Source organism: Paenibacillus sp. FSL H7-0326 (assembly GCF_001955535.1).
GTDB classification, from domain to species: domain Bacteria; phylum Bacillota; class Bacilli; order Paenibacillales; family Paenibacillaceae; genus Paenibacillus; species Paenibacillus shunpengii.
This window is the reverse complement of record NZ_MPVN01000002.1, coordinates 31,178-57,303: the sequence shown is the minus strand read 5'-3', so window position 1 is coordinate 57,303 and position 26,126 is coordinate 31,178. Positions and strand designations below refer to the sequence as shown.

Annotated in this window: 20 protein-coding genes; all 20 read left to right on the top strand. The window is 47.3% G+C overall.

Annotation, left to right across the window (positions count from 1 at the left end; all coding sequences use genetic code 11):
* Window positions 1–66 precede the first annotated feature (66 nt).
* Window positions 67–585, top strand: a complete 519-nt coding sequence (gene uraD, locus BK126_RS10890) for a 2-oxo-4-hydroxy-4-carboxy-5-ureidoimidazoline decarboxylase (protein WP_076312701.1) — start codon at window positions 67–69, stop codon at window positions 583–585.
* 5 nt (window positions 586–590) lie between these two features.
* Entirely contained in the window at window positions 591–1,574 is a 984-nt protein-coding gene (gene pucL, locus BK126_RS10885) for a factor-independent urate hydroxylase (protein ID WP_076312700.1), read from the top strand.
* Window positions 1,574–1,930, top strand: coding sequence for a hydroxyisourate hydrolase (gene uraH / locus BK126_RS10880; protein ID WP_076312699.1), 357 nt, complete (start codon window positions 1,574–1,576; stop codon window positions 1,928–1,930). Before pucL ends, uraH begins: the two co-directional genes overlap by 1 nt.
* A 60-nt stretch (window positions 1,931–1,990) precedes the next feature.
* The gene (gene allB / locus BK126_RS10875; RefSeq protein ID WP_076312698.1) at window positions 1,991–3,403 is read left to right on the top strand and encodes an allantoinase AllB; all 1,413 of its coding nucleotides are present in this window, start codon (window positions 1,991–1,993) and stop codon (window positions 3,401–3,403) included.
* Window positions 3,396–4,694, top strand: coding sequence for a M20 family metallo-hydrolase (locus BK126_RS10870; protein ID WP_256702802.1), 1,299 nt, complete (start codon window positions 3,396–3,398; stop codon window positions 4,692–4,694). Before allB ends, BK126_RS10870 begins: the two co-directional genes overlap by 8 nt.
* Entirely contained in the window at window positions 4,681–5,934 is a 1,254-nt protein-coding gene (locus tag BK126_RS10865) for a pyridoxal-phosphate-dependent aminotransferase family protein (protein ID WP_076312697.1), read from the top strand. The genes BK126_RS10870 and BK126_RS10865 overlap by 14 nt, the downstream gene beginning before the upstream one ends.
* A complete protein-coding gene (ggt, locus tag BK126_RS10860) occupies window positions 5,928–7,523 on the top strand; it encodes a gamma-glutamyltransferase (protein ID WP_076312696.1) in 1,596 nt (531 codons plus the stop codon). Before BK126_RS10865 ends, ggt begins: the two co-directional genes overlap by 7 nt.
* Window positions 7,524–7,589: 66 nt before the next feature.
* Complete coding sequence (locus BK126_RS10855) at window positions 7,590–8,924, top strand: 5'-deoxyadenosine deaminase (protein ID WP_076312695.1); 1,335 nt, start codon at window positions 7,590–7,592, stop codon at window positions 8,922–8,924.
* 100 nt (window positions 8,925–9,024) lie between these two features.
* The gene (locus tag BK126_RS10850) at window positions 9,025–10,092 is read left to right on the top strand and encodes an XdhC family protein (protein WP_076312694.1); all 1,068 of its coding nucleotides are present in this window, start codon (window positions 9,025–9,027) and stop codon (window positions 10,090–10,092) included.
* Window positions 10,040–10,696 (top strand): nucleotidyltransferase family protein, encoded by a 657-nt coding sequence (locus BK126_RS10845; protein WP_076312693.1) that lies wholly within the window; start codon window positions 10,040–10,042, stop codon window positions 10,694–10,696. Before BK126_RS10850 ends, BK126_RS10845 begins: the two co-directional genes overlap by 53 nt.
* A 21-nt stretch (window positions 10,697–10,717) precedes the next feature.
* A complete protein-coding gene (locus BK126_RS10840) occupies window positions 10,718–11,641 on the top strand; it encodes an FAD binding domain-containing protein (RefSeq protein ID WP_076312692.1) in 924 nt (307 codons plus the stop codon).
* A gap of 6 nt (window positions 11,642–11,647) precedes the next feature.
* Window positions 11,648–13,939: a xanthine dehydrogenase subunit D gene (gene pucD / locus BK126_RS10835; RefSeq protein WP_076312691.1), complete on the top strand. Its 2,292-nt coding sequence runs from the start codon at window positions 11,648–11,650 to the stop codon at window positions 13,937–13,939.
* Window positions 13,939–14,439, top strand: coding sequence for a (2Fe-2S)-binding protein (locus BK126_RS10830; RefSeq protein WP_076313499.1), 501 nt, complete (start codon window positions 13,939–13,941; stop codon window positions 14,437–14,439). The genes pucD and BK126_RS10830 overlap by 1 nt, the downstream gene beginning before the upstream one ends.
* Before the next feature lie 243 nt (window positions 14,440–14,682).
* Complete coding sequence (locus BK126_RS10825; RefSeq protein ID WP_076312690.1) at window positions 14,683–15,153, top strand: GNAT family N-acetyltransferase; 471 nt, start codon at window positions 14,683–14,685, stop codon at window positions 15,151–15,153.
* Window positions 15,154–15,384: 231 nt separating this feature from the next.
* On the top strand, window positions 15,385–16,902 hold the full coding sequence (locus tag BK126_RS10820) for a glycoside hydrolase family 43 protein (RefSeq protein ID WP_076312689.1): 1,518 nt from the start codon (window positions 15,385–15,387) through the stop codon (window positions 16,900–16,902).
* Window positions 16,903–17,414: 512 nt separating this feature from the next.
* On the top strand, window positions 17,415–19,103 hold the full coding sequence (locus BK126_RS10815; protein WP_076312688.1) for an ABC transporter substrate-binding protein: 1,689 nt from the start codon (window positions 17,415–17,417) through the stop codon (window positions 19,101–19,103).
* A gap of 312 nt (window positions 19,104–19,415) precedes the next feature.
* Window positions 19,416–20,639, top strand: a complete 1,224-nt coding sequence (locus BK126_RS10810; RefSeq protein ID WP_076312687.1) for a Bcr/CflA family efflux MFS transporter — start codon at window positions 19,416–19,418, stop codon at window positions 20,637–20,639.
* A 140-nt stretch (window positions 20,640–20,779) separates the two neighbouring features.
* Window positions 20,780–22,681 (top strand): PAS domain-containing protein, encoded by a 1,902-nt coding sequence (locus BK126_RS10805; RefSeq protein ID WP_076312686.1) that lies wholly within the window; start codon window positions 20,780–20,782, stop codon window positions 22,679–22,681.
* Between the two features lie 253 nt (window positions 22,682–22,934).
* Window positions 22,935–23,966 carry an ABC transporter substrate-binding protein gene (locus BK126_RS10800; RefSeq protein WP_076312685.1) on the top strand — a complete coding sequence of 344 codons (1,032 nt, stop codon included), beginning with the start codon at window positions 22,935–22,937 and terminating at the stop codon, window positions 23,964–23,966.
* Window positions 23,963–26,068: a Fe(3+)-hydroxamate ABC transporter permease FhuB gene (gene fhuB, locus BK126_RS10795; protein ID WP_076312684.1), complete on the top strand. Its 2,106-nt coding sequence runs from the start codon at window positions 23,963–23,965 to the stop codon at window positions 26,066–26,068. The genes BK126_RS10800 and fhuB overlap by 4 nt, the downstream gene beginning before the upstream one ends.
* The last annotated feature ends 58 nt before the right edge of the window (window positions 26,069–26,126 follow it).

The window sequence follows — 26,126 nt, the reverse complement described above, 5'->3', positions numbered from 1 at the left end:
ATATTGTCATACATTCTCTCCCCACACTACAATGCTCATATACATTCGATCCAGAGGTGATTCTTTCTGAAATTATCAATTGATGATGTTAACTCTTATACCAAGGAACAATTCCTAGAAGCCTTCGGTACTTTATTCGAACATTCGTCCTGGGTTGCAGAAGAGGCGTACAGCAAGAAGCCATTCACATCCATGAATCAGTTACACGAACAAATGAAGAATGTCGTTGAATCGGCGGATACGGAACGAAAGTTGATCCTTCTGCGAAATCATCCGGATTTGGGAGCCAGAATCGCAATGAGCGATCATTCTGTTCAGGAACAAGCCGGCGCTGGGCTGCAAGCCTTATCAGAGGTACAGCACAGTGTACTGTCCGAATTGAACCAGAAGTATACGCAGACCTTCGAGTTCCCATTCATTATTGCGGTGAAGGGGAAATCCGCTGACGAGATTATCGCCGCGATTAAGAATCGTGTCCATAACAGCTATGAGACGGAGTTTGAGACAGCCCTTCGAGAAGTATATCTTATCAGCTGGTATCGGCTTAAAGCATGGATGTTAGAACATATGGAAGAGGAGAGGTAATCAATATGACAAGAGATCAGCTGGGCTCCAGAACGATGTATTACGGTAAGGGAGATGTGTGGGTGTTCCGTTCCTATGCTAAACCACTCACAGGGATTACAGTCATTCCGGAATCTCCTTTCCGCGGCCGAGAGAATGTGCTGTTCGGTATGAATATCAAAATTGCAGTAAAAGGCGAGGAGTTTCTAACCTCCTTTACAGAAGGCGACAATTCCCTTGTTGTTGCAACGGATTCAATGAAAAATTTCATATTGAGACATGCCGCTCACTATACGGGAGCCACGATGGAAGGATTTTTGGAGTATGCAAGCCGTCGTTTCATTGAAACCTACCCGCAGATGACCGGAGTTCGTATGAACGCTACACAAGTGCCATTCGAAAATGTACAGATTGGCTCTCCTGACGGCAATATCCCGAGCGATCTTGTCTTCAAATACTCGCACAACGAAAGTGCGGGAGCGATTGTAGAGGTAGAGCGCAGCGGAGAGGATATCGAAATAACTTATGCACAGAGCAGTGTCAAAAATCTACGCCTGATTAAAGTGAAAGGCAGCGGGTTTGCAGGTTTTGTCCGGGATGAATATACTACACTACCTGAAACTTCTGACAGACCGCTGTTTATCTTCCTCGATATTCATTGGAAATACAAGAATCCGGCGGACGGACTTGATGATACCCGTAACAGCTACGTTGATGCAGAACAGATCCGCGATATTGCAGCAACCGTGTTTCATGAGAATAACTCCCCATCCATTCAATATCTCATCTATCTGATCGGCCTTCGTATTTTGAAAAACTTCAGTCAATTGGAGGAAGTATCGTTTGAGTCCAATAACCGTACGTGGGAAACGATTGTAGAATCTGTAGATGAAGGTCCGGGCTCCGTATTTACTGAACCTCGTCCACCTTATGGCTTCCAAGGGTTCTCTATGACGCAGGAGGATCTTGCTGCTTATGAGAACAAGCCTCAAGAAGCAGGGAGTGTATAATGGCAGGCAGACTGACGACCCACGTGTTGGACACAAGCAGAGGTATACCGGGAAGAAGCATGAAGGTTGAGCTGTATTTCATTGAGAGTACAGGTGAGGCGAAGTATTTAGCGTCCGCTCAAACGAATGACGATGGAAGAATCGATACTCCCTTTCTTGAGGGGGAGCTGACTATTGGCACTTATGAACTCCGGTTTTATGCAGGGGAGTATTTTGAATCTTTTTTGAATGAAACGGGAATTCGCTCGATCTGGGATGTGATTCCGCTGCGGTTCTATGTTGCCAGCCCTGAGGAACACTATCATGTTCCATTACTGGTTGCACCTGGAGGCTACAGCACTTATAGAGGAAGTTAGTATAAGACGGCAGATGCCTCTGCTATAGTTAAGCTATGCGTCTACAAGGGAGGGCTTCTGATGAAATCGAGTTATGAGGTCATTATCCAGGGCGGGCACGTTGTATTGCCGCATGGAATAGAGAAGATGGATATCGGCATTAATGAAGGCGTCATTGTCGCGCTGGAGCCTCAATTGATTCCAGGCGGGGACACGATGATATATGACGCAACGGACCTTGTCGTGATGCCGGGAGCCATTGATGCGCATGTCCATTTCAATGAACCGGGACTGGCTTCATGGGAAGGATTCGAGACAGGCTCTGCATCCCTGGCTGTGGGGGGGATTACAACATATATTGATATGCCGCTGAATGGTGTGCCCCCCACGACAACGATGCGCGGCTGGGAGATGAAGGAAGCGCGGGCGAAGGGTCACAGTTATGTGGATTATGCTTTTTGGGGAGGTCTTGTTCAAGATAATCTCGAAGAGCTTGCGCCGCTTGCAAACGCGGGTGCTGCCGGCTTTAAGGCTTTTATGTCTGAGCCGGGTGGTGAAGGAGAAGAAATCTTTACACGTGCAAATGATCAGACGCTGATTAAGGGGATGGAGCGTATCGCCGAGATCGGCGGGGTGCTGGCACTTCACGCAGAGAGTGATGAGATGACGAGCGCATTATCTTATGCCAAGCAATCGCGAGGGCAAGTCACTGCTAGAGATTACCTGGACTCGCGTCCACCGGAAGCGGAGATCGAAGCCGTTCAAAGAGCGTTAGTCTATGCCAGACAGACCGGATGTCCACTTCACTTTGTACATATCAGCACTCGGCAAGCCGTTGAGCTTATACAGACGGCGAAGATAGCTGGACTTGATGTCACGGTAGAGACTTGTCCCCATTACCTGGTACTGTCCGAGGAGGATGTGCTTGAGCTAGGAGCCATTGCGAAGTGTGCACCTCCGCTGCGTACCTTAACCGAGCAGGAGCTGCTGTGGGAAGCCATAGAACAAGAACAGATTGATATCATTGCCTCTGATCATTCACCGTGCCTTCCATCCATGAAAGAAACCGATAACTTCTTCGAGATCTGGGGAGGTATTGCTGGTGCCCAGAGCACTTTGCTTCTAATGCTTGATGAAGGGTACGTGAAGAGAGGAATACCGCTGACGACAATTGCAAGACTGCTCTCGGCAAATCCAGCGAAAAGGTTCGGACTCGCTGCAACTAAGGGGGAAATTCAAGTCGGTAAGGACGCAGACCTTGCGATCGTCGATTTTAATCAAGGATATGTTCTTAACGAACAGGACATTCGTTACCGGCATCCGCAGTCTCCCTATTTGTACAGAAGCTTCTCGTGTAGGATTAAAGGTACATTCAGTCGTGGCATTCTCGTTTATAATGATGTTACAGGATTAATAGAGCAGAAGCCGGGAAGATTCATTCCGGCTGGATTAAGGAAGACAATGGCAAGCAAAGGGGGAGATCTGTATGCCTGATTCTGCTGATATTACATCATTGCCGCTGCTTCAAGAAGAAGCGCTCGAGGCATATTCAACTCTTCTACATAAGTTACTGGATGATCTCGAAGAAATGTCCGCTAGTGAGGCGGGTGGATGCACTAGACTGCTGTACTCTCCTTCCTGGCTGGAAGCCCAGCATTATTTGGCGGATTTCATGAAGGAACGAGGGCTGGGTGTATCGTTTGATGAAGCCGGCAATCTGTATGGATGCCTGCAGGGAACAAGGAATGATGCTCCGCTGTATACAGGTTCTCATATTGATACGGTACAATCTGGCGGCAAGTTTGACGGTGCGCTGGGTGTGGCAGCAGGCATAGCCGCATTATTGTATTTGAAGGAGACATACGGAGAACCAAGCCGTTCGCTGGTTGCCTTATCGCTCAGCGAAGAAGAGGGCAGCCGATTTCCCTTTGCTTTTTGGGGATCAAGGAGCATTACAGGGCTCAGCAGCTGGGCTGCAGCCGGAGAGCTTAAAGACGCGGAAGGGATAACTTTACAGCAGGCAGCTGAAGCGGCGGGATTTGGTCCTGATTCAGGACTTCGTTCTGGAATTGAAGCACCTGCCGGTTATGTGGAGCTTCATATTGAGCAGGGATCGGTACTGGAGCGAACGAATACATCCATTGGTGTCGTCACTGGAATCGTTGGGCAGAAGCGAATTGATATCACAGTTCAGGGTGAGGCCAATCACGCGGGCACGACGCCGATGTCCTATCGAAAGGATGCACTCGCTGGAGCAGCCGAGATGATCAGCGAAGTAAGGAAGCAGGCGATAGCCTATGGTGATCCGCTGGTAGCTACCGTCGGTAATATAGAAGTATTCCCTGGAGCTGTGAATGTGGTGCCGGGCACGGCACAATTTACACTGGATATCAGACACACGGATCAAGCTATCCTTCACGAATATACTGAGTTCATCTTGCAACGAATTCAAACCATTGCAGATTCTTATGAGTTAATAGCCAGTTCAGAGGAGCATCTAGCTGTTGAACCGACGCCAATGAATCCGACATGGGTAGAGAACACCGTAGAAATATGTGAGCAATTAGGGCTCAGTTATCGAAAAATGCCAAGTGGAGCAGGACATGATGCTCAAATATTTGCGAGCAAATGCGATGTTGCAATGATCTTTGTGCCAAGCAAGGACGGCATCAGTCATAATCCACTGGAGTATACGTCACGCGAACAGATTGACCAAGGATTTAAAGTGCTCATTGAGCTGCTGCATCAATATGGCTACAGGGGGAAGACAGATGAAGAAATATAAGGAACTAAACCCGTCACTTCGAACAATTATGACGCCTGGACCCGTGGAAGTAGATCCGCGTGTGCTCCGAGCCATGTCATTTCCTATATTGGGTCAATTTGATCCCGAATTTACGTCCTTAATGAATGAAACGATGGAACTTGTCAGGGAAGTATTTCAAACGAATAATCAGTGGAGCTATCCCGTAGATGGTACGTCCAGATCCGGACTCGAAGCAGTACTTGTAAGCATTATACAGCCTGGAGATAAAGTGTTGGTACCGATCTATGGCCGATTTGGGCACCTGCTGGTTGAAATTGCGGAGCGCTGCGGGGCAGACGTCGTTCACATCGAGACGGAGTGGGGCGGTGTATTTGATCCAGAGACGGTGATTGAGGCCATTCATGAGCATAAGCCCGGCATCGTAGCGATGGTGCATGGAGAGACCTCTACAGGGCAGATGCAGCCGCTTGCCGAGATAGGCCGAACGTGCAGGGAGCTGGATATTCTCCTAGTTGTTGATGCGGTCGCTACCATTGGCGGAGTACCGGTCGAGACCGATAACTGGATGCTCGATGCGGTTATGGGAGGTACTCAGAAGTGTATCTCTGTTCCTTCCGGTATGGCTCCGATTACTTATAATGACCGAATTGAGCGTAAGCTCTTGTCCCGTAAAAGGGTTGAGCGGGGACTCAGAGACCCGGCTAATGTTGAACTTGCGAATGATGGACAGATGATCCGAAGCAACTATTTTGATCTGAGTCAGATTCAGGATTACTGGAGTGCTGCAAGGCTGAATCATCATACAGAAGCAACATCCATGCTTTACGCTCTTCATGAAGGGCTCCGAATTCTGCTGGAAGAAGGTCTTGAAGCCCGATTCCTAAGACATGAGCATAATGCCAGAGCGCTCGTGCAAGGAATTAAAGGGATGGGTCTCACCTTGTTCGGTAATGAAGAGAGCAAGCTTACTTGCGTAACATGTATTAATATACCGGAGGGAATTGATGGAGAAGCTGTTCGCAGCAGATTGCTGCATGATTTTGGAATCGAGATCGCAAGTTCATTCGGTCCGTTAAAAGGAAAAATATGGAGAATTGGTACGATGGGCTTCAGCTGCAACCAGAAAAATGTGCTTCACACCTTGGGTGCATTAGAGGCTGTACTCATCCGGGAAGGCTATCGCTTGCCGGCTGGTGAAGCGGTACAGGCCGCACTGGATGTCTACTCTGTGGTCAATAAGGAGGAAATTTCATGCTGAATCAAATGCCTGTAGGTATGGAAGTCATGGTTACCTCACCACATTATTTAGCCAGCAGTGCGGGAGCAAGAATGCTGGCAGATGGTGGTAATGCCTATGATGCGGCGATTGCAGTGAGTGCTGCGCTGGCTGTCGTTTACCCCCACATGACGGGACTGGGGGGCGATTCTTTTTTTCTGACTTATAACGCAGCATCAGGAGAGCTATCTGGATACAACGGTTCAGGCCGCTCACCAGCTATGCTGACCAGAGAAATGTTTGAACAGATGCAGCTTCGATCCATTCCGCAGCGTGGTGTGTTAAGTGCGCTCACTGTGCCAGGGATGGTGGATGCCTGGTGGGAAGTATCTCAGAAGTTCGGAAAGCTGTCATGGTCCGATTTGCTTGCTCCTGCAGTCTTCTACGCAGAGCACGGCTGTCCAGTATCGCGCAACTTGAGAGAATGGCTCATCAAGGATGAGCAGTTTATTCGAGCGGATCAGGGTTTAGCTTCCGTCTTTTTAAAGGATGGAGAACTGCTTAAGGAAGGTGACATTCTTGTGCAGCAGGAGCTGGCTGCATCTCTCAAATTGCTGCAAAGCGGTGGGAAGGATGCCTTTTATAAGGGGGCGCTTGCAGACCAGATCACGAGTGCGGTGAAGAAGGATGGCGGCTTTTTGCAAAAAGAAGATTTCGAGAATCATACCGGGCAATGGGTAACTCCTGTATCTACGGATTATCGAGGTTATGAAGTCTATCAAATGCCCCCGAATTCGCAAGGCTTCTCCGTACTAATGATGCTGAATATGCTTGAGCATAAGGACATATCCTCCATTGAACGCATTTCAAGCAGTTATTATCATCTCATGACAGAAGTGACGAAGAAGGCATTCCGTGATCGTGATCGATATTTAACAGACCCGGATTTCAGAGAGATTCCACTTAAGGAGCTATTGTCTAAGCCATATGCCGATATGCTATGGCAGGAGATTGAACAGCACCCGAATAAGGCGGAGCCGACATTGTCCAAAGCCATGGGCCAGGATACAGCTTATGCAGCGGTAGTCGACCGTGAAGGAAACGCTGTCTCCTTCATCCAAAGCCTCTATTTCGATTTTGGCTCAGGATATATGCCTCAGGGAACCGGTATCGTTTTACAGAACAGAGGTTCATTCTTCTCTCTAGATCCAAGTGAAGCCAATGTACTGGAACCAGCCAAGCGCTCCTTCCATACCTTGATGCCTGGAATGGTATTTAAAGATGGGAAACCATACTTGCTGCTAGGGACCCAAGGCGGTGAAGGTCAGCCGCAAACCCAGCTGTCACTTCTTACGGCTGTACTGGATTACAACATGTCCGTTCAAGAGGCGATCAGTCTGCCTCGCTGGGTGTATGGACGTACTTGGGGAGAAGAAGGAGATGAGCTGAAGCTGGAACAGCGGTTTAATGATGCAATATTGGATGAGCTCAAAGAGATGGGTCATAAGGTACGGGCTCTTGGTCCATGGGACGATCTGATGGGGCAGGCTCAGGGAATTTTGATTCAAGAGAACGGATTGCGCAGCGGGGCTGCTGATCCGCGCGGCGACGGAGCTGCGATCGGATGGTAAGAGAATATATGAATTCGTGAAGAGCACCTGTACACATTTGAATCTTGATCAAGGGGAGGTCGTTATATGGGAACGATCCTCATTAAAGGGGCTCAAATCGTCACCATGAATCCGAATGAAGAAGTGTTGATAGGTGACTTATTAATAGAAGATAACCGGATCAAGGAAATCGCGGTAAGCATTGATGTTACAGCGGACCGCATCATTGAAGCGGGCGGCAAAGCACTTCTGCCTGGATTTATACAGACGCATATCCACTTATGCCAGACCTTGTTCCGCGGAAGGGCGGATGATCTGGAGCTCATGGATTGGCTTCGCAAGCGGATCTGGCCGCTGGAAGCAGCACACGATGAGGAGTCGGTCTATTACTCTGCTCTGCTCGGGCTGGGTGAACTCATAGCGAGCGGCACGACCACCATTCTGGATATGGAGACTGTACACCATACGGAATCGGCCTTTCAAGCCATTGCACAAAGTGGAATCAGGGCCCTCTCTGGAAAGGTCATGATGGATCATGGTGATGAAGTGCCTCTGCCGCTGCAAGAGACAACTGCGGATTCCTTGCAGCAGAGCGTTGCTTTGCTTGAGAAATGGAACGGCTTTGGTGGAGGAAGAATTCAATATGCCTTCTGCCCGAGATTTGTTGTCTCTTGTACAGAGGAGCTTCTAACCGAGGTACGTGATCTGTCGGCACAATATAATGTGAAGGTGCACACCCATGCCTCCGAGAATCGGGGAGAAATCGAGCTTGTCGAGAACGAGCGGGGGATGCGGAACGTCGTATATCTGGATCATATCGGACTTGCGAATCATCGGCTCATTCTTGCACATTGTGTGTGGTTGAGTGAGGAAGAGAAGGAGATTATACGCAAGCGGGATGTCAAGGTAACACATTGTCCTGGCTCAAATATGAAGCTGTCTTCCGGCATCGCTGACATTCCGGATCTGCTGAACCGGCAGGTTCATGTGGGCATCGGAGCAGACGGTGCTCCATGCAATAACAATCTGGATATGTTCCAGGAGATGCGATATACAGCTCTTATTCATAAAGTAGAGCATGGACCGACAGTTATGGACGCGAGGACAGTCCTTCGCATGGCTACGATGGGCGGTGCTGAAGTGCTTGGTCTGGCCAAAGAGATTGGCAGCCTTGAGGTTGGGAAGAAGGCAGATCTGGTTCTGCTCGACTTAAATGATTTTCATACGTATCCATCCCATGAGGTTGATGTCTATTCCCGTGTCGTATATTCAGCCACACGAAGCAATGTAGATACCGTCATAATTGATGGCCAGATTGTCCTTGAGAACCGTATGGTCAAGACCATTGACAGGGGCATTGTGCTGAGAGAAGCAGATCTGAGTATAGCCCGGTTAATGAAGAGAAATAAACATATATCTTAACATGGATTGTCCCGGATACGGGCGGCAGCTGCCGCTCGTATTTATGCATTCTGAAGCCATGTCAGCTTTATGCAGCCAATATCATTAGGAGGGAATCGGTATGGAAATGCATGATATCTGCAAGCTGGTTCAGACCACGGAAACAAAGCTTGTGCTTGCTACCGCTGTATATGTAGAAGGTCATGCCTACCGCAAACAAGGTGCAACTATGCTGTTCGCAGAACAGGGGCTCATGTATGGAAGCATTAGTCCTGGATGTATAGAGACCGATCTCTCCTTGCATGCAGAGTATGTAATGTCTACTGGATGTCCACAAAAAATCGTCTACGATATGCGCCCGGACGATGACCTCTCTTGGGGCGAAAATATGGGGTGCGGCGGTTTGCTCCACATTCTGCTGGAGCCTGTCGATGCGGCATTGAAGCAGATACTGCTGGAAATGGGCGGGCTGCTAGATCGCGGAATTCAAGTTGATCTGCGTAGAACCTGCTCTGCAGACGAGGGAGCAATTCGAGATTATTCCGTTCAATACATTCCCCATAAGGATAGCGAATCTTCAAAATCACATGCTAAAATAACCAGCCATCCAAGTCTCGCAGCTCAAGAGTGGCACAGTGGGGGATGGCTGTACACTCATACTTACACACCGAAGCCGAGGCTTATTGTAATCGGTGCGGGGAATGACAGCATTTCTGTCGTTCGTATGGCAATAGCCTCCGGGTTTCGAGTAGTGGTAGCTGACTGGCGTGAAGCGCTTGTCAGTGCAGACCGATTCCCGGGTGCAGAGCTCTTGGTTGGTTTTCCAAATGAAATCTATCGACATCTCCAAATAACAAGCCAGGATTATATATTGCTGTTAAGTCATCATTATCCTCATGAACGCAGCTTCCTCGAATTGTTGTCAGCTGCGTCTTACACCTATTTAGGTATTCTGGGTTCCCGGACGAGAACTTCCAGATTGATAGAAGGACTTCCTGCCTTGCCTCGACTACACGCACCGGTGGGTTTAGCTATTGGATCAGAAGGACCAGAGGAAATTGCGATTGCTATTGTCGCAGAGCTTATTTCCGTTAAGCGAGGTCAGCCATTAAGTACCGGTAAGGAGGAGAAGACAGATGCGAAAGGCAGGAATCATTCTGGCTGCAGGAAGCAGTCAGCGAATGGGTGAACCCAAGGTGAATCTTCCTCTGATTGATGGGATAACGATGGGAGCCGTGGTACTTCAACGGGCAATTGCTTCTGAGCTCGACTTCATCGTCGTGGTCGTTAGACCGGATGATCCGCTGACATGGGTCAGTACAGCTGAAAAGCAGAAGGTATATATGTCCGTGTGCCATGAAGCACGGGGTGGAATGTCTTATTCGCTGCGAGAAGGAATCAGTTCTGTGAAGGAAAAAGGAGCCGATTGTGCCATGATACTGCTTGCAGACCAGCCCCTCATTCAACAGGCGCACATCAATCAACTGATTGCATGTTTTAAGTCTTCTCCTGATCTTGATTATGTAGCGGCCAAAGATCATGACGAGCTTAAGCCGCCCATTTTGTTTAGCCGTACCATGTTTAACTTTTTAATGCAGCTCAAAGGGGATGAAGGCGCGAGGAAACTACTGCGAAGCAGTTCTTTTCAAGGCATCGGCATTTCTTTTGAGAGCGATATGTTCCTAGATGCGGATACAAAGGAAGAGCTTGCTGTAATCAAACAAAAATTGTCGCAGGAAAGCAAGCTTGTACATTCGCATTCAGATGATCTCTATCAAGATCAAGATACATAGGAAGCTGGAGGGGGTACTTCAATGTCATTGAATGAGCATAATCCTATAACTTATCCAACCGTATGGCGGCCTGGAGATCTATATGAAGCAAGGAATGTATCAGAAAAATTGAATGCAGGCTATGTCTGGGCTTCAGGTACAACGCTTCTGCGAACACAGTGGGAGATGGGTACCGCGCTGATGCCGGGTCATCTGATCAGCCTGGATCGAATCCAGGAGATTCGGAACATATCAGAAGATCCGGAGAAGCTGAATATTGGAGCCATGTGCAGGCTCCGGACATGTACCGAGGACATTCGAATTCGGGACTGCTTCCGACTCATTCATGATGCAGCTGAAGTCATCGCGGCTCCTTCTATTCGAAATCTAGCCACCATCGGGGGCAATGTCGCTTCAGGTGTGGGAGATATCATTCCAGCCCTTCTCGTCTACGATGCTTCACTGCTATGGCTAGCTGAGAAGGGGCTGGAAGAAAAGAGCCTTCTGTCCTGGCTTGAGGAATGGAGAACAGGACAGCGGAATGCTTCTGATCTGCTGCTGAGCATCTATATTCCGTTAGAGACGAGAATCCATACGCATGGTCAGAAATACCGACCTGTCTCCTTCTTCCACAAAATCGGCAGAAGAGAAGCTTTTACTCCTTCATTAGTGACCGTTGCAGTTCATGGATTTATAAATGAGGCAGGCACGTGGGATTCCATAGCGATTGCAGCAGGCGGAGGCTCCGGTCAAGCGATGAGGCTTAGAGAAAGTGAAGCCTTGCTGCGCGGACACAAGCTGGAGGAGTCCTCTCTAACCAAGCTTGCTGAAACGATTGAAGCGGAGTTCGTAACCTATTCAGATTTGTACGCCTCAGAAGCTTACCGCAAGCAGTTGGCTTCGAATCTGATTGTATCCGGATTATGGAAGTCCATGAAACAGGTGTCCATGGGAGAAGGAGTGTGAAGCTTAATGCGGCTAAACAAGGAAAACAGTGGAAAGAGATGGTATACCCGACCAGATGGCAAAGAAAAAGTAACGGGTACACTACAGTATTTAACCGATAAATCACTTCCAGGCATGCTGTATGGAAGGGTACTTCGAAGCATCCATCCCTATGCGAGGATCGTTAGTGTAGATACTGCGGCTGCTGAAGGTCTTCCTGGTGTGCAAGCTGTGCTTACCCATAAGGATGTTCCAGGGATGAACGCCTTCGGCATCGCTACCCCTGATCAGCCTGTCTTCTGTGATGAATTGGTTCGTTACACAGGAGATGCTGTCGCAGCAGTAGCTGCAGACACACTGGAAATAGCGGAAGCTGCGCTTAAGCTGATCAAGGTCGAATATGAAGTGATGTCACCACTCAGCTCCCCAGAAGCAGCGCTTGCTCCAGATGCGCCTAAGCTCCACCCGCATGGCAATATTTTGCATCGTACGGAAGTGAAGAGAGGGAATGCGGAAGCTGCGTTTACAGAAACAGAGCATATCATCAGAGAGACATACTATACGCCTCGTCAAATGCACACCTATATGGAAACAGAGGGAGGACTGTTCGTTCCGGAAGAGAACGGCAGACTCAGTGTGTACGCACCGACCCAGCATGGTTACAAAGACAGAATGCAGCTATCCCGTATTTTAAATATGGATGAGGAAATGATTCGGGTCGTCTCCAGCCCAATAGGCGGATCGTTTGGAGGCAAGGATGAGCTGAATGTTCAGCCCTACGGTGCGCTGCTGGCCCTAAGAACCAAACGTCCAGTCAAAATTCATAATTCTCGCAAAGAGTCAGTGCGTGCCGGCTTGAAGCGGCATCCGATGAAGATTGTGATGGAGACCGGATTTACGAAGGAAGGATTGATAACCGCTCATCGTGTAAGAATTACAGCCGATACAGGAGCCTATGCGACGCTTGGTGCGCCTGTATTGAACTTTGCGACAGAGCATTCCATGGGCCCTTATTCAATTCCACATGTAGATGTGGAAGGGCTATCGGTCTATACCAATAATGGAGTTTCGGGTGAGTTCAGAGGGTTCGGCGGGAATCAGGCGATCTTTGCTATGGAAGGACAGATGGATCGTGCTGCTGCACAGCTGGGGATAGATCCATGGGAGCTAAGAAGACGGAACCTTAGAAGTAACGGTGATCCAGGACCACTGGGTCAGCAAATTCTGGTTACAAACGGGCTGCAGGAAGTATGGGAAGCCGTTCATCATTCAGATCTATGGATACATGAGGAGCGTACCGAGCTTCCACCTTGGATCCGTAAAGGGAAGGGTGCTGCGATAGCAATGCACGGAGCGGGTCTTGGTTATGGCATTCCCGATCCTGCGGGAGGCAGATTGCGGCTGAATGAGGAGGGGAAGATTGAGGCGGCCTTCAGCTACGAGGAATTTGGGCAGGGACTCGTATCGACCCTCGAGATCATGCTGTGTGAGCTGTTTGACTGTGTCCGGGAGGATCTTGAGATTGTAATTGGAGATACCGATCGTGTACCGCACAGCGGTTCGAGCACGGCTTCCCGGTCAACCACGATGGCTTGGATGGCATTGCAGCGGTTAAAGTCACCGTTCCGAGACAAGATCACTCGTCTCACCAGCGAAGCGACCGGGATTCCCGCACATGAGCTTGTCACCGGACCAGGGGGAATTTGGCGCAGGGGCCGGGAGAATGGTCAGGATCAATACAGGGTTCTGTCATTTCTAGAAATCACACAGCTTGCGTCAGCTGAAGAGCTCACCTTCGATACCAAATTTGACTATCCCACAACCCCCGACGAAGTCGTTGGTGGACATTATTTATATACCTATGCCGCGGTTATGGCAGAGGTTGAGGTGAATACCTTGTCAGGTCAAGTGAAGGTTGATGACATCAGACATGTCGTAGCGGCGGGTCCGGTTATGAATCCCATGGGTTATGTCGGCCAGATTGAAGGCGGCAGCGGGATGGCCCTCGGGTTTACACTGATGGAAGATTCCCTCATGGAGAATAGTGAATACATGACAACAAATCTGGACACGTATCTCATTCCAACTATTCAAGATATGCAAAAAAGACTGGATGTAGAGGCGATTGAAAATTTGCCGGAAAATGATCCATTCGGACCGAGGGGCATAGGAGAGATTGGATCTGTTGCTCTGGCTCCTGCTATTGTCAGTGCTATATATCAGGCAACCGGAGTCTGGCTTAATAAGCTGCCTGTTCAGAGAGAGAAGCTGATCAAGCCCGTATTCAGCGATAAAAAGGAAGGGGTGCAGCCATCATGATGGGAAACGAAATGATGGAGTGGAGCTGTACGATAAATGGAAGTGATGTTCAGCTGACGGTTCCGGCTACCGAGAGACTGGTAACGATCCTCCGGGATCGTCTTCAACTGACAGGTACGAAAATAGCCTGTGAGATTGGCCGCTGTGGAGCCTGCATGGTGCTATTAAATGATGAGCCGGTAAATTCCTGCCTGCTTATGGCTTATCAATGTGACCATCAGCAGATCGTTACGATTGAAGGTCTCGCACCTTCTAATGATGATGAGCTTCATCCTATACAGCAGGCCTTTATCGATGAAGGAGGATTCCAGTGCGGATATTGCACACCAGGCATGATTTTGACGACCAAAACATTACTGGATGCTCATCCTGAACCGAGCCTGGAGCAGATTGAGAAGGCCCTTTGCGGTAACTTATGCCGCTGTACCGGTTACGGAGGGATTATACGAGCCGTACAGCAAGCAGCCTGTACGAAGGCGGCGAAGCCTTTGCAGGAATAGCATACTTGAATAGCTTGGTGACTACTCATATCGATAGGATATGAGTTGTTTTTTTGCAGGTACTGCGAGTTGGAGGATGGGAAGAGGAATTTATCACCAGTATAGTCCACATCAATTGTTCTTAAGAATGAATGGCTTAATGCATTGTCTGATCAAGAGATTTGCACTATGATACATAGCAGAGAAGTCCACCGAGAAACAATGAATTATTCAATTATCCATGCATATAGGAGAGTTTACATCATGTTATTAAGAGAGATTGAAGAGAGAGATAATAAGCAAGTGGAGGATTTGATTAGAACCTGTCTAATTGAATTTGGAGCGAATAAGCCGGGAACGGCGTGGACAGATCCGAATCTGGGGGATTTCTATCATCTATACAACCACGAAGGCTCTAAATATTGGGTCGTCGAGAAAGATTCCAAGATTATAGCGGGCTGCGGCATTGGACCAATCAGTGGTTATCCACATATATGCGAACTGCAGAAAATGTATGCTTTCAAAGAAGCACGCGGTACGGGAGCAGCAAGCCAGCTGCTGGAGGCGGCGTTGGATTATGCCAGATTGTACTACAATGAGTGTTATCTTGAAACGTTTAACAACATGGTAGCTGCTAATAAATTCTATCAGAAGAACGGTTTTGTGGCCTTAACGAAGCCTTTGATGGATACAGAACATTTCGCATGCGATGCGTGGTATATCAGATCACTGTAGCTGGGTTAGATAAGGGATTCTACTCCGATCAGTCTAACAATAGGGTTAAACCGATGCCTGATTGATATGATCGAGCGGCTGTTATATACGGCCGTTTTTTTGTTTATATAAAATCCCGGTCTAAATCGTGCTAGAAACGTGACTTATTAATCAAGGTTTATAGCGTCTGAATACACTAGAATGATGTACATCTAAAGCTATTAAGTTAAAAGATAGAATGGAGTGCATCGCATGCAGTACATAAACCCCGTTATTTCCGGATTTCATCCGGATCCCAGCATTTGCAGAGTGGGCGAAGATTACTATTTGGTTACCAGCTCATTTCAATACTTCCCAGGTGTACCGATATTTCATAGCAACGATCTTGTGAATTGGGAGCAGATTGGACATGTGCTCACCACAGAAGAGCAGCTTCCCTTAACGAATGTACCGAGCTCATGTGGTATCTTTGCTCCTACAATCCGATATCATCAGGGTTGGTTCTATATGGTAACGACAAACGTCGGGGGCATCGGTAATTTCTATGTGAAGACACAGGACCCCGCAGGAACATGGTCAGCCCCGATTCGTGTAGCACAGGATGGGATTGATCCTTCCCTTTTGTTTGATGAGGATGGCAGCGTCTATTTTCAGTCAACCCGTTCCGGAGATCAAGGGGATGGAGTCTATCAATGTGAGATTGACATAGAAACCGGACAAATGCTGACAGACAGTCGTCTGATCTGGACGGGAACAGGAGGCGCCTATCCGGAAGCCCCTCATTTGTACCGAATAGGCGATTACTACTATTTAATGCTGGCCGAGGGGGGGACCGAGTACGGTCATATGGAGACCATAGCGAGAAGCAAAGAGCCTTACGGACCATTCGAAGCTTGTCCCCATAATCCCATTCTGTCTCATCGTAGTCTGAAGAGCAGCATTCACGCTACAGGCCATGCTGATATCATTGAAGCTCATGACGGCAGCTGGTGGGCTGTGTTTTTGGGCATCAGGCCGGCTTCTTACCCAATGCGCCACCATTTGGGAAGAGAGGTATTTCTCGCACCTGTGACTTGGACTCCAGATCAATGGCCAATCATTGGGGAGGATGGACGAGTTGAGCCTGTAATGCAAGCACCAGAATTCATGGGGCATCCGTTACCAAACAAACCCATTAGAGATGACTTTGACCAAGCTGAGCTTGGAGTGGATTGGGCATTTCTGCGTAATCCGAGAACGGATCGGTGGTCATTGACGGAACGGGCAGGTTATCTAACGCTCCGAGGAGATTCGGTTACACTCGACGATGTCGGATCTCCAGCATACATTGGGCGCAGGCTTAGTCATTTCAACAGCAGAGTAACGACTTCTATTGAGTTTGAGCCTGTGCTAGATGGAGAAGAGTCGGGACTTACTGTTTATATGAATGAGAAATACCATTATGAACTGGCGATCATTTCTGTGAATGGATGCAAGAAGATTATATTCAGAAGAACCGTAGGTTCCTTGAAAGTCGAAGAGTATTATGACTGCCCTTCAGGACCTGCTCAGCTTGAGATTCAAGCCGATCGAGAATACTTCACCTTCTCCGTTCGTGATGCGGCTGGTTTAGTGTTGGTTACAGCAGGAACGGCAGAGACGGCCTTTCTATCTACAGAAGTTGCTGGCGGTTTTACGGGGGTTATGATTGCGATGTACGCGGCAAGTCCTGATGGTCATTCTACAACTTCCTATTTCGATTGGTATGAGTATGAACCTAAGGATGAATAGAGTAGAACGAAGAAACCTCGATTTACTGAACACCCGATATTATTGAATATAGTTTTAAAATAACAAAAGAGAGAGATTGACATCAAGAATGACGTCGATCTATCTCTTTTTTTGCATTACTCATCATTAGATATTGCGCTTATCCATCAGGATGAATCACTTTGCCTGAATGCTTTGGGGGATAATCCATATGCTTTTTTTAAAACTGTCTAGTCGCAGATTTTATAATCCTGCGGATCCTTGTATCCATGGACCGTTTCACCGTTAATGACAAATACATGCCCTTCCTTGATAAAAGATACTTCATTTATTGACGATATGGGTTGCATTTAATTGAACCTTATTCACAAAACCACTACCGAGCTGTACATGATCATGTCTATATCATCCTATATTGCTGACTGAAAAATCAAGGTTTGTGTTCTATTTATTCCATATACTGTGATTAAGAATTTGTTGTAAACGCATTCATCCAAAAGATTAGAAGTTCATAAGAAATAGGGGGTTATAATATGAAGAAAAAGAGATTCGCCGCTTTGTTACTCACAAGCTCCTTACTCCTGGCTGCTGGATGCGGCAGCTCCACAGGGAGTGATGCACCCGAGAGTACAGATGAAGATAGGCCGATTACATTCACATTCTTCGGAGCAGATGCCAGTCCCAATTGGAACAGAATGCAGGATGCCGTAGGCAAGAAGATCACTGAAATGACGGGTGTAACCATTAATGCGGAGTTCGATATTTCCAGCGGAGGCGGAAATGACCGGATTTCACTCATGGCTGCGAGCGGCGAATATCCCGATTTAATCTTTCCTAAAGGGAACTTATCCAGACTTGTCGAAGCGGGGGCCATGCTCGATCTTACAGACTTAATTGAAGAACATGCGCCAAACATAAAGAAAGCTTATGGTGAGCATTTCAATCGATTAAAGTACAGCAATGAGGATCCATCAATTTATTGGCTTCCAACCAATGGTGCCATTGACCAGACGTATTTTGATGCGACTAATGGAGTTGCGATTCAGCACCGTGTTGTCAAAGAGCTGGGGTATCCCGAGATCAAGACGATAGAGGATTACGAGAATGTGATGAGAGAGTATTATGAGCTGCATCCAACTACAGAAGATGGTCAGCCGACCATCCCGCTCACACTTAGCGCAGATGGATGGCGTCGGATGATTACCGTGACAGACCCGGCGGTTATGGCTACCGGTGGTCCTGGTGATGGAGAGTACTTTATTAATCCTGAGACTTATGAAGCGCAGCTTCATTACAAGCGACCTGAAGAGAAGGAATATTTCCGTTGGTTAAACAAGCTGTGGAATGATGGTCTAGTTGATAAGGAAAGCTTTGTTCAGAAGGATGATCAATACAAGGCCAAGATCGCTAGCGGTCGTGTACTATCTCTCTTCGATCCGAATTGGGGATTTAGCGATGCAGAGAATGCGCTTAAAAGCGCGGGTCTAGACGAAAACACTTATGGATTTTATCCAGTTACCTTGGATGAGTCCTTCAAGCGTGCAGACTTTCAGCCTATGGGCTTTGATGGATATGGCATTGGTATAACGGTGGATGCGGAAGATCCTGTTCGTGCTATCAAGTTCTTGGATTGGTTGTCCTCTGAAGAAGGGCAAATTTTAAGAAACTGGGGTATCGAAGGCGAGCATTATGTTGTAGAGGATGGGGTTCGGAAGATTCCGGCAGATATTCAAGATCGGAAAAACAACGATAACAGTAACTTTACCAAAGAAACAGGGATTGGCCTCTACAATATATTTGGAGCGCATTATGGTGACGGGGTGAAGGATTCGACAGGTAACTATTTCACGACCAATTTCCCGGAGCAGATTCAAGAGGGTTATTCAGCAGTTGAGAAGGAAGTGCTTGCAGGCTACGGAATTCGTACCTGGAAGGAACTGTTCCCATCCGAGGATGAATTCCCGGTAAAAGAGTGGGGGGCTGCATATAATATGCCGATCCCAACGGACAGTGGAAATTACAATGTCATCTACCAAAAAACGCAGGATATTATTCAGAAGCGCATTCCCGAAGCCATTATCTCAGCACCAGATCAATTTGATGCCATCTATGATAATATGCTTGCTGAGCTGGATAAAGAAGGCGCGGTTGAAATGGAGCAGCAATATACAGAATGGATTAAAGATCGAGTAAGATTATGGACAGGTAAGGATATAGATTAAGATGAATACATGGGTAAGAGGTTGTTGAATCGCCTGAATATCAAAGATTGGATTAGAAAGTCGCCTTCCTTCATGGCGGCTTTTTTCTATATGGTCAAGCTTGAGCTACTATGCCCTATATGGATGAAACGCATAGTGATAAAGAAATGTCTTAACAAATAGACAATCAATGCTTATAATGTTCAGAGCTTTGTCTTTTTTCGGAATCTCATGCTTGTGCATGCATCTTCAGAGGGACAAGCCAGCGGCTTGTTATTTACGACCGAAACAAACGTAAGCTAAATTTCATAAGAAATTAGGTGTTTTCTGCGCATGCTGCATAATCCAACAGGTAAAGAGCGATTAGCATTAGCATTTTTGTTAAGCTTGCTCGGCATATTAGGACCGTTCAATATCGATATGTATCTTCCCAGCTTCCCCGAGATTGGAGAGGATTTGGGTGCAAGAGCTTCATTGGTTCAGTTAAGCTTAACCTCATGCTTGATTGGTCTGGCTGTAGGTCAAATCATTGTGGGTCCCATCAGTGATGCACGTGGTCGAAAAATTCCGCTTCTCATTTCACTCAGTTTATTTGCTTTGTCATCGCTATTTTGTGCTCTCGCGCCTAATATTTCTCTGCTGATTGCGGCAAGATTCCTTCAAGGCTTCACCGCTGCTGCTGGACTTGTGATTTCACGTGCAGTCGTACGAGATGTGTTTGACGGCAGAGAGCTCACGAAGTTTTTTGCGTTGCTGTCGGTCATTAATGCTGTAGCTCCAATGGTTGCACCGATGTCAGGGGGAGCTATTCTGCTCATTCCATCAGCGAATTGGCAATCCATCTTCTATTTCCTATGTTTGTTTGGGCTATTGATCGTGCTGATTATAGGGATGCGTCTCAAAGAAACATTGCCTCCAGAGAAAAGGATGCCAAGCTCGCTTGGACATTCTGTGAAGACGATGGGAGAATTGTTCAAGGACAGGGTATTCATTGGATACGCTCTGACCGTCGGATTTGTTCATGGCGGGAGCTTTGCCTATGTTTCAGGTACGCCTTTCGTTTACCAGGAGATCTATGGGGTGTCACCACAAGTATTCAGTGTATTATTTGGCATTAACGGGATAGCAATCATCTTCGGAAGCTTTCTGATTGGCCGTTTTGGCGGCATTGTTCCTGAACGCACACTACTCAGAATTGGGGTGTGGGTTGCCGTCAGTGCTACACTGCTGCTCTTAGTGACAACCGCATTTCGCGGACCTTTATTCCTCGTCGTAATATGTATCTTCGTTTATATGATTACCATTGGAATAGTCGCTACAAGCACATTTACGCTGGCAATGGAGCATCAAGGACATCGGGCAGGGAGCGCCAGTGCTGTATTAGGATTAGTACCGCTTCTTATCGGTTCTGCCGTTTCTCCTCTGGTCGGAATTGACGAAACAACCGCAGTGCCCATGGGAGCTATTTTATTCGTTACAGCCTGCCTGGGAGCTTTCGTATTTACGAAGCTGACTGGTGAGAATAAGCTAACTGCTATTGGCAAATATGAGTCATGAGGCAGCCGAATAGGCTGTCTCTTTTTTATATCAAATCCCCGTATGAAAAATCATTAAATTCATTTGTATTTCTTCGTTTTGAATTCGGCTGCTTCCGGTTATAAATAGAATAGTTCTTGAAAAAAATGAGGGGGAACTTAATGTCTGACTTAGTTACAAAAAGCAAGCATTGGGAAAGTTTGTTCTACAGAGCTCCGATTCCCTCTGCAATTGTGTTGGAAGAAGATGGCGTATGTATCAAAGTGAATAAGGCAATGGAGAACTGGCTGGATATAAGCGGCGGTCGAGCGAACTCAAAACTGACTTTATTTGATATCATGGCGAACCCGAATCCTACGGAGTTCAATCTTATCCATATTGTACAGCAGCTGAAGACTACTGAAGAAATGTCAACAAGCCGGCGGCTGCAATTCGTGAATCAGCGGGGCGTTGTCAGTACAGCAGACATGTGGATCAGTCTTGTAGAGGAAGAAGAAGGGTGTGTCATCGTACAATTTGTCCCTTCTCCATCGAAGAGTCCAGTAAGGAAGGTAGAGAGGCTAGAGTCTGAGGAGATGGAGCGGGAGCTGCTGGAATATAAATCTTTATTTAAATACAACCCGCTTGGGGTAGCGTCTTTAGATCTTAATGGTAACCTGATTCGAGTTAATGAAGGCCAGTGTGCGTTGACAGGGCATACCCAGGAGGAGCTGTTAACAGGTCATTTTTCACCCTTAATTGATCCGGACAGTTTACAGAAGACTCACTATCACTTCGCTCAAGCAGCCAAAGGAATTCCCCAGGAGTACAATATCAAAATGCTGCATAAATCCGGTCATACCTTTGAAGCACACGTCATCAATGTGCCTATTATTATGGATGGCCGTGTCGTAGGCGTCTATGGCATTACCGCGGACACAACAGAAAGCACCGTCTATTTGAAGCAGATCGAGAATCTGGGCAAACAGCTCGAGTTAATCCTGAATACGGTTAAGGATGCGATCTTCGGTGTGGACTCGGAAGGACGGATATTGTATTTAAATAAAGCGGGTGCGAAGCTGCTGTCAATGAACGAGGATGTGGTAATCGGATCTCGGCTGGCGGATTATCTAATCCAGTTTAATGAAAACTACTATCCGTACGACAAGAATCAGATGCCGATTCACAGAGCGATTCTATCAAATGAAGGGCACACTTGTGTGCAAGAGGCAGTCTTTGGAAAAGAGGATGGCAGCACTTTTATTGCCGAATATCAAGTGCATTCTATTATAGATCAGGACAAAAAGGGTTCTGTCGTGGTTCTCAGAGATTTGACTTCAATGAACGAAATTATGAAAGCAAAGGATGAGGCGGAACGGGCAGAGAAGGAAAAATCCGAATTTCTATCCATCATGAGCCATGAAATACGAACACCGATGAACGCCATTATGGGTATGGCTTCTCTGCTTGTTGATACGAATCTTAATGAAGAACAGCTCAGCTATGCGGAAATTATACTTAGCAGCAGTGATTCACTTATTCAAACATTGAATAATATTCTGAATCTGAGCAAGCTGGAAACTAGCCGGGTAGAAGTTCAGCAATCCTCATTTAATTTTCATGACGTGTTAGATGAGGTAACGAATCTCTTCAGTGTACAAGCAAGAAATAAAGGAATCACACTAACGAAGGAATGTGATACAAGAATACCGTACAATATGATCGGTGATGAACCAAAAATAAGGCAGATTCTCATCAATTTAATCAGCAATGGAGTGAAATTTACGGAATCAGGCGAGGTACTGATTCGGGCAGAAGCCGTTCATATCCCTGGGCGCAAGCGAGTACTGCTGATGGTTCAGGTTCAAGACACAGGAATCGGCATACCGAGACACAAGGAACGGCTGCTGTTTCAATCCTTCTCTCAATTAGATCCTGATATCAGCCGGAATTACGGAGGTACGGGTCTGGGACTGGCTATAACTAAACGTCTCGTTGAGCTTATGGGAGGCAGTATTAGTGTTCAAAGTACAGAAGGAAAGGGCTCGACATTTCAGTTTCTGCTAGAGCTGGAACATATCTAAAATGAAAAATATTAATAGGAAAAGCAGGCCAAACATCAGGTGTAAACCTCATGATCGGTCTGCTTTTTCGTTGTTCTTAAGAAGTGATTAAGATACGATTCATGGAACTGTTATACCAAGCAAGAATTTATATTGACATAATCTAGTGGAGTATCTATTATTGTAAACAGTGATGATAATGATAACCATTATCAATAATAATTATCATCTAGTATTAATTATAAAATACATAGAGGTTTGAGGGGGAAATGCAGTGCGTAATGCAAAGAGTTTGGTGTTCATCGTTTTAATGTTTGCTCTGGTGCTTGCTGGTTGTGGAGGTGGTTCAGGTACCGCTTCAAATGAGACTTCCGGGTCCGGAGAATCAACAAATCCACCTGCACAGAGTGCAGATAGTAATACAACCGAGCCTCAGACAAGAACCATTAAACATGTGCTCGGAGAAACAGAAATTACAGGTGTACCTCAGCGTATCGTTGCACTGGAGTGGCTGTATGCTGAAGATGTGATGGCGCTTGGGGTTCAGCCCGTTGGGATTGCTGATATTGAAGGAATGAATACATGGGTTGATATTCCGGTTGAAATTGGTGCCGATGTGACGGATGTGGGTACCCGTCAGGAGCCTAATCTGGAAATCATTGCGTCACTGAAGCCTGACCTCATCATCGGGCTCAAATCCAATCTTGGCTCCAATTACGAGGCTTATACCAAGATTGCTCCGACGCTTGTGTTTGACCCTTATCCTGCTGAGGGAGATGGAGATCAGTATGAAGAGATGCTGAGTACTTTCAATACGATCGCAGACGTGCTCGACAAGAAAGACGAAGCGGAAAAAATACTCAGTGAGCTGGATCAAACCTATGCTGACTCCAAAGCAAAATTGGAAGCAGCGGGTATGACAGAGCGTCCATTTGCACTTGCGATGGGCTTCAGCAACCAGAATGCAGTAACATTCCGCATATCGACGGATAATTCACTTGCGGTCAAGATTCTGGAGCACATCGGCTTGAAGAATGCATATAAACCAAGCCAATTTGAAGTTTACGGCTTCACAACGACGGATGTAGAAGCTCTGCCCGCTCTGGAGGATGCGAATTTCCTTCATATTATTCAAGAAAGTGATAATGTCATCGATAATCAGCTGAAGGACAATCCGGTCTGGAACGGACTGAATTTTGTTAAAGAGAATCGTGTATATGCACTTGGTGGTGATATGTGGCCATACGGCGGCCCATTATCCGCACAGGTCATGGCACAGAAGACGGCTGATTTGCTTACACAATGAATTTAGGGAAATATCGAGCTCAAGGTTCTGGGCCTGCGAGCATTCATCCAGCCCCCTCCGTCGATTCACGGAGGGGCTGGAAGCCGTTATGGATGTTAATTGCAGGAGCTGTATCACTCTTAATCCTTTCATTTCTTAGTTTGACTCAAGGTTTAGCTGATATATCCGTCAAGACCGTCGTGCAGGCTCTGGCAGCTCCTCAGGAACTGGCAGAACATCATATGATCCGCAGTGTTCGGCTGCCCAGAACAGTGATCGGTCTCTTGGCGGGTGCAGCACTTGCGGTATCAGGTGTACTGATGCAAACTGTTACACGAAATCCGCTGGCATCAGAGACGACCCTTGGTGTTAACGCGGGTGCTTATCTGGCTGTCGTTGCAGGAATGATCTTCTGGCCTGGACTTCAGCATATGTATGCCCTGCCCTTGGCTGTCATCGGGGGGACTCTAGCTGCCCTGTCCGTGTTTGCGCTTGCGGGCAAAACAAAGGGTTCTCCGCTTCGAATTGCCTTATCAGGGATGATCGTAACCCTTGTGTTATCCTCGGTGACAAGTGCGCTGCTGCTGCTGAATCAGCAGACGACACAAGGTATTTTTTTATGGGGCTCAGGATCACTGATTCAGAATGACTGGGACGGAGTCAACTTTACATGGCCTTGGATTATAGGCGGGCTCCTTGTGCTGATCATGGGAGTAAGGCAATGGGATGTGCTGACACTAAACGAGGAATCCGCACGTTCCATTGGACAAAAAGTAGGGACGATTCGCTTCCTTGCTATGGGGGCTTCCGTACTGTTAGCCTGTGTTACGGTAAGTGTGGTCGGTCCAATCGGATTTATCGGACTCGTTGCACCCCATCTTGTGCGTTTGTCCGGAGTGAATCGGCACGGTGGGTTAATTCCGCTTGCCGCCCTATGGGGGGCAGCACTGCTAGTGGGTGCGGATACCATTTCCCGCACGTTCGTGGATGCATACGGTGAATTGCCAGTTGGCGCGATAACGGCTATGATTGGAGCTCCTTGTCTCATTTGGCTTGCCTTGCGTGTATCCCGATCGATGATTGGCAGCAGTGATAGTTCTGGCAGTTCCATGATGACAGGGACCAGTCTGCGTCGTCTGCCATATCCTTTGCTTGTTGGCATATTCAGTGCATTGTTGGTACTTGTATGGATCGTCAGTCTGATGAATGGGAGCTTGTACATCCCATTTGCGGAAGTAGCCGCACTATTCACCGGAGGCGGTGACGAATTGTATCGCTCAATCCTGCTGGATAACAGGCTGCCTAGGCTCCTGACCGCTGGATTGTCTGGTATGGCGATTGCCGTCAGTGGATGCTTGCTGCAAAATGCCGTTCGTAATCCGCTGGGCGATCCTCAGGTCGTCGGAGTTACTAGTGGTGCAGGAGCTGGAGCATTGCTCATTATGGTTAGCTTTCCGGCATTATCTGCGAATTGGATACCTGTCGGTGCGGTTATTGGTGGAATCGTCGCTGCTGCGATTGTCTATGCGGTATCTTGGAAAAGGGGGCTTCATCCAACGGTTCTTACACTCGTTGGAATCGCTGTGGCTGCCTTTGGATCCGCAATTATTAATTTAATGATTATCCATGCCGAGCTAGATGTCGCACCTGCCTTGTCATGGATGGCAGGCAGTACCTACAATCGAAGCTGGACAGAGGTCTTGCGCATTCTTCCCGCAATCCTGATTCTGCTGCCGCTCGCAGCATGGCTGGGACGAAGGGTTGACCTGCTGACCTTCAGTGAAGATACATCCAATGGTCTTGGGCTTCATGTTCGGAATACGCGTATCTATGTTGCGGTCATTGCCGTACTCCTTGCTTCGATTGCAGCGGCTAATGTCGGTTCAGTTGGATTCATCGGTTTGCTTGCACCTCATGCGGCAAGAATGCTGGTTGGTTCTAACCATCGGAAGTCAATGGTGATCGCTGCTTTGATCGGCGGCATCCTCCTGGCCGGTGCGGACTTGATCGGGAGAGTGGTGATCATTCCGAAGGAATTGCCTTCGGGCATTGTCACTGCCCTGCTGGGAACACCTTATTTATTATATTTGATGAGTCAAACCAATAAGCTGAAGCGAAAATAAATCACCGAATGGTCAATTTAAGCATCACACTAAAGCTATCCTAAAAGCGTAATAACGC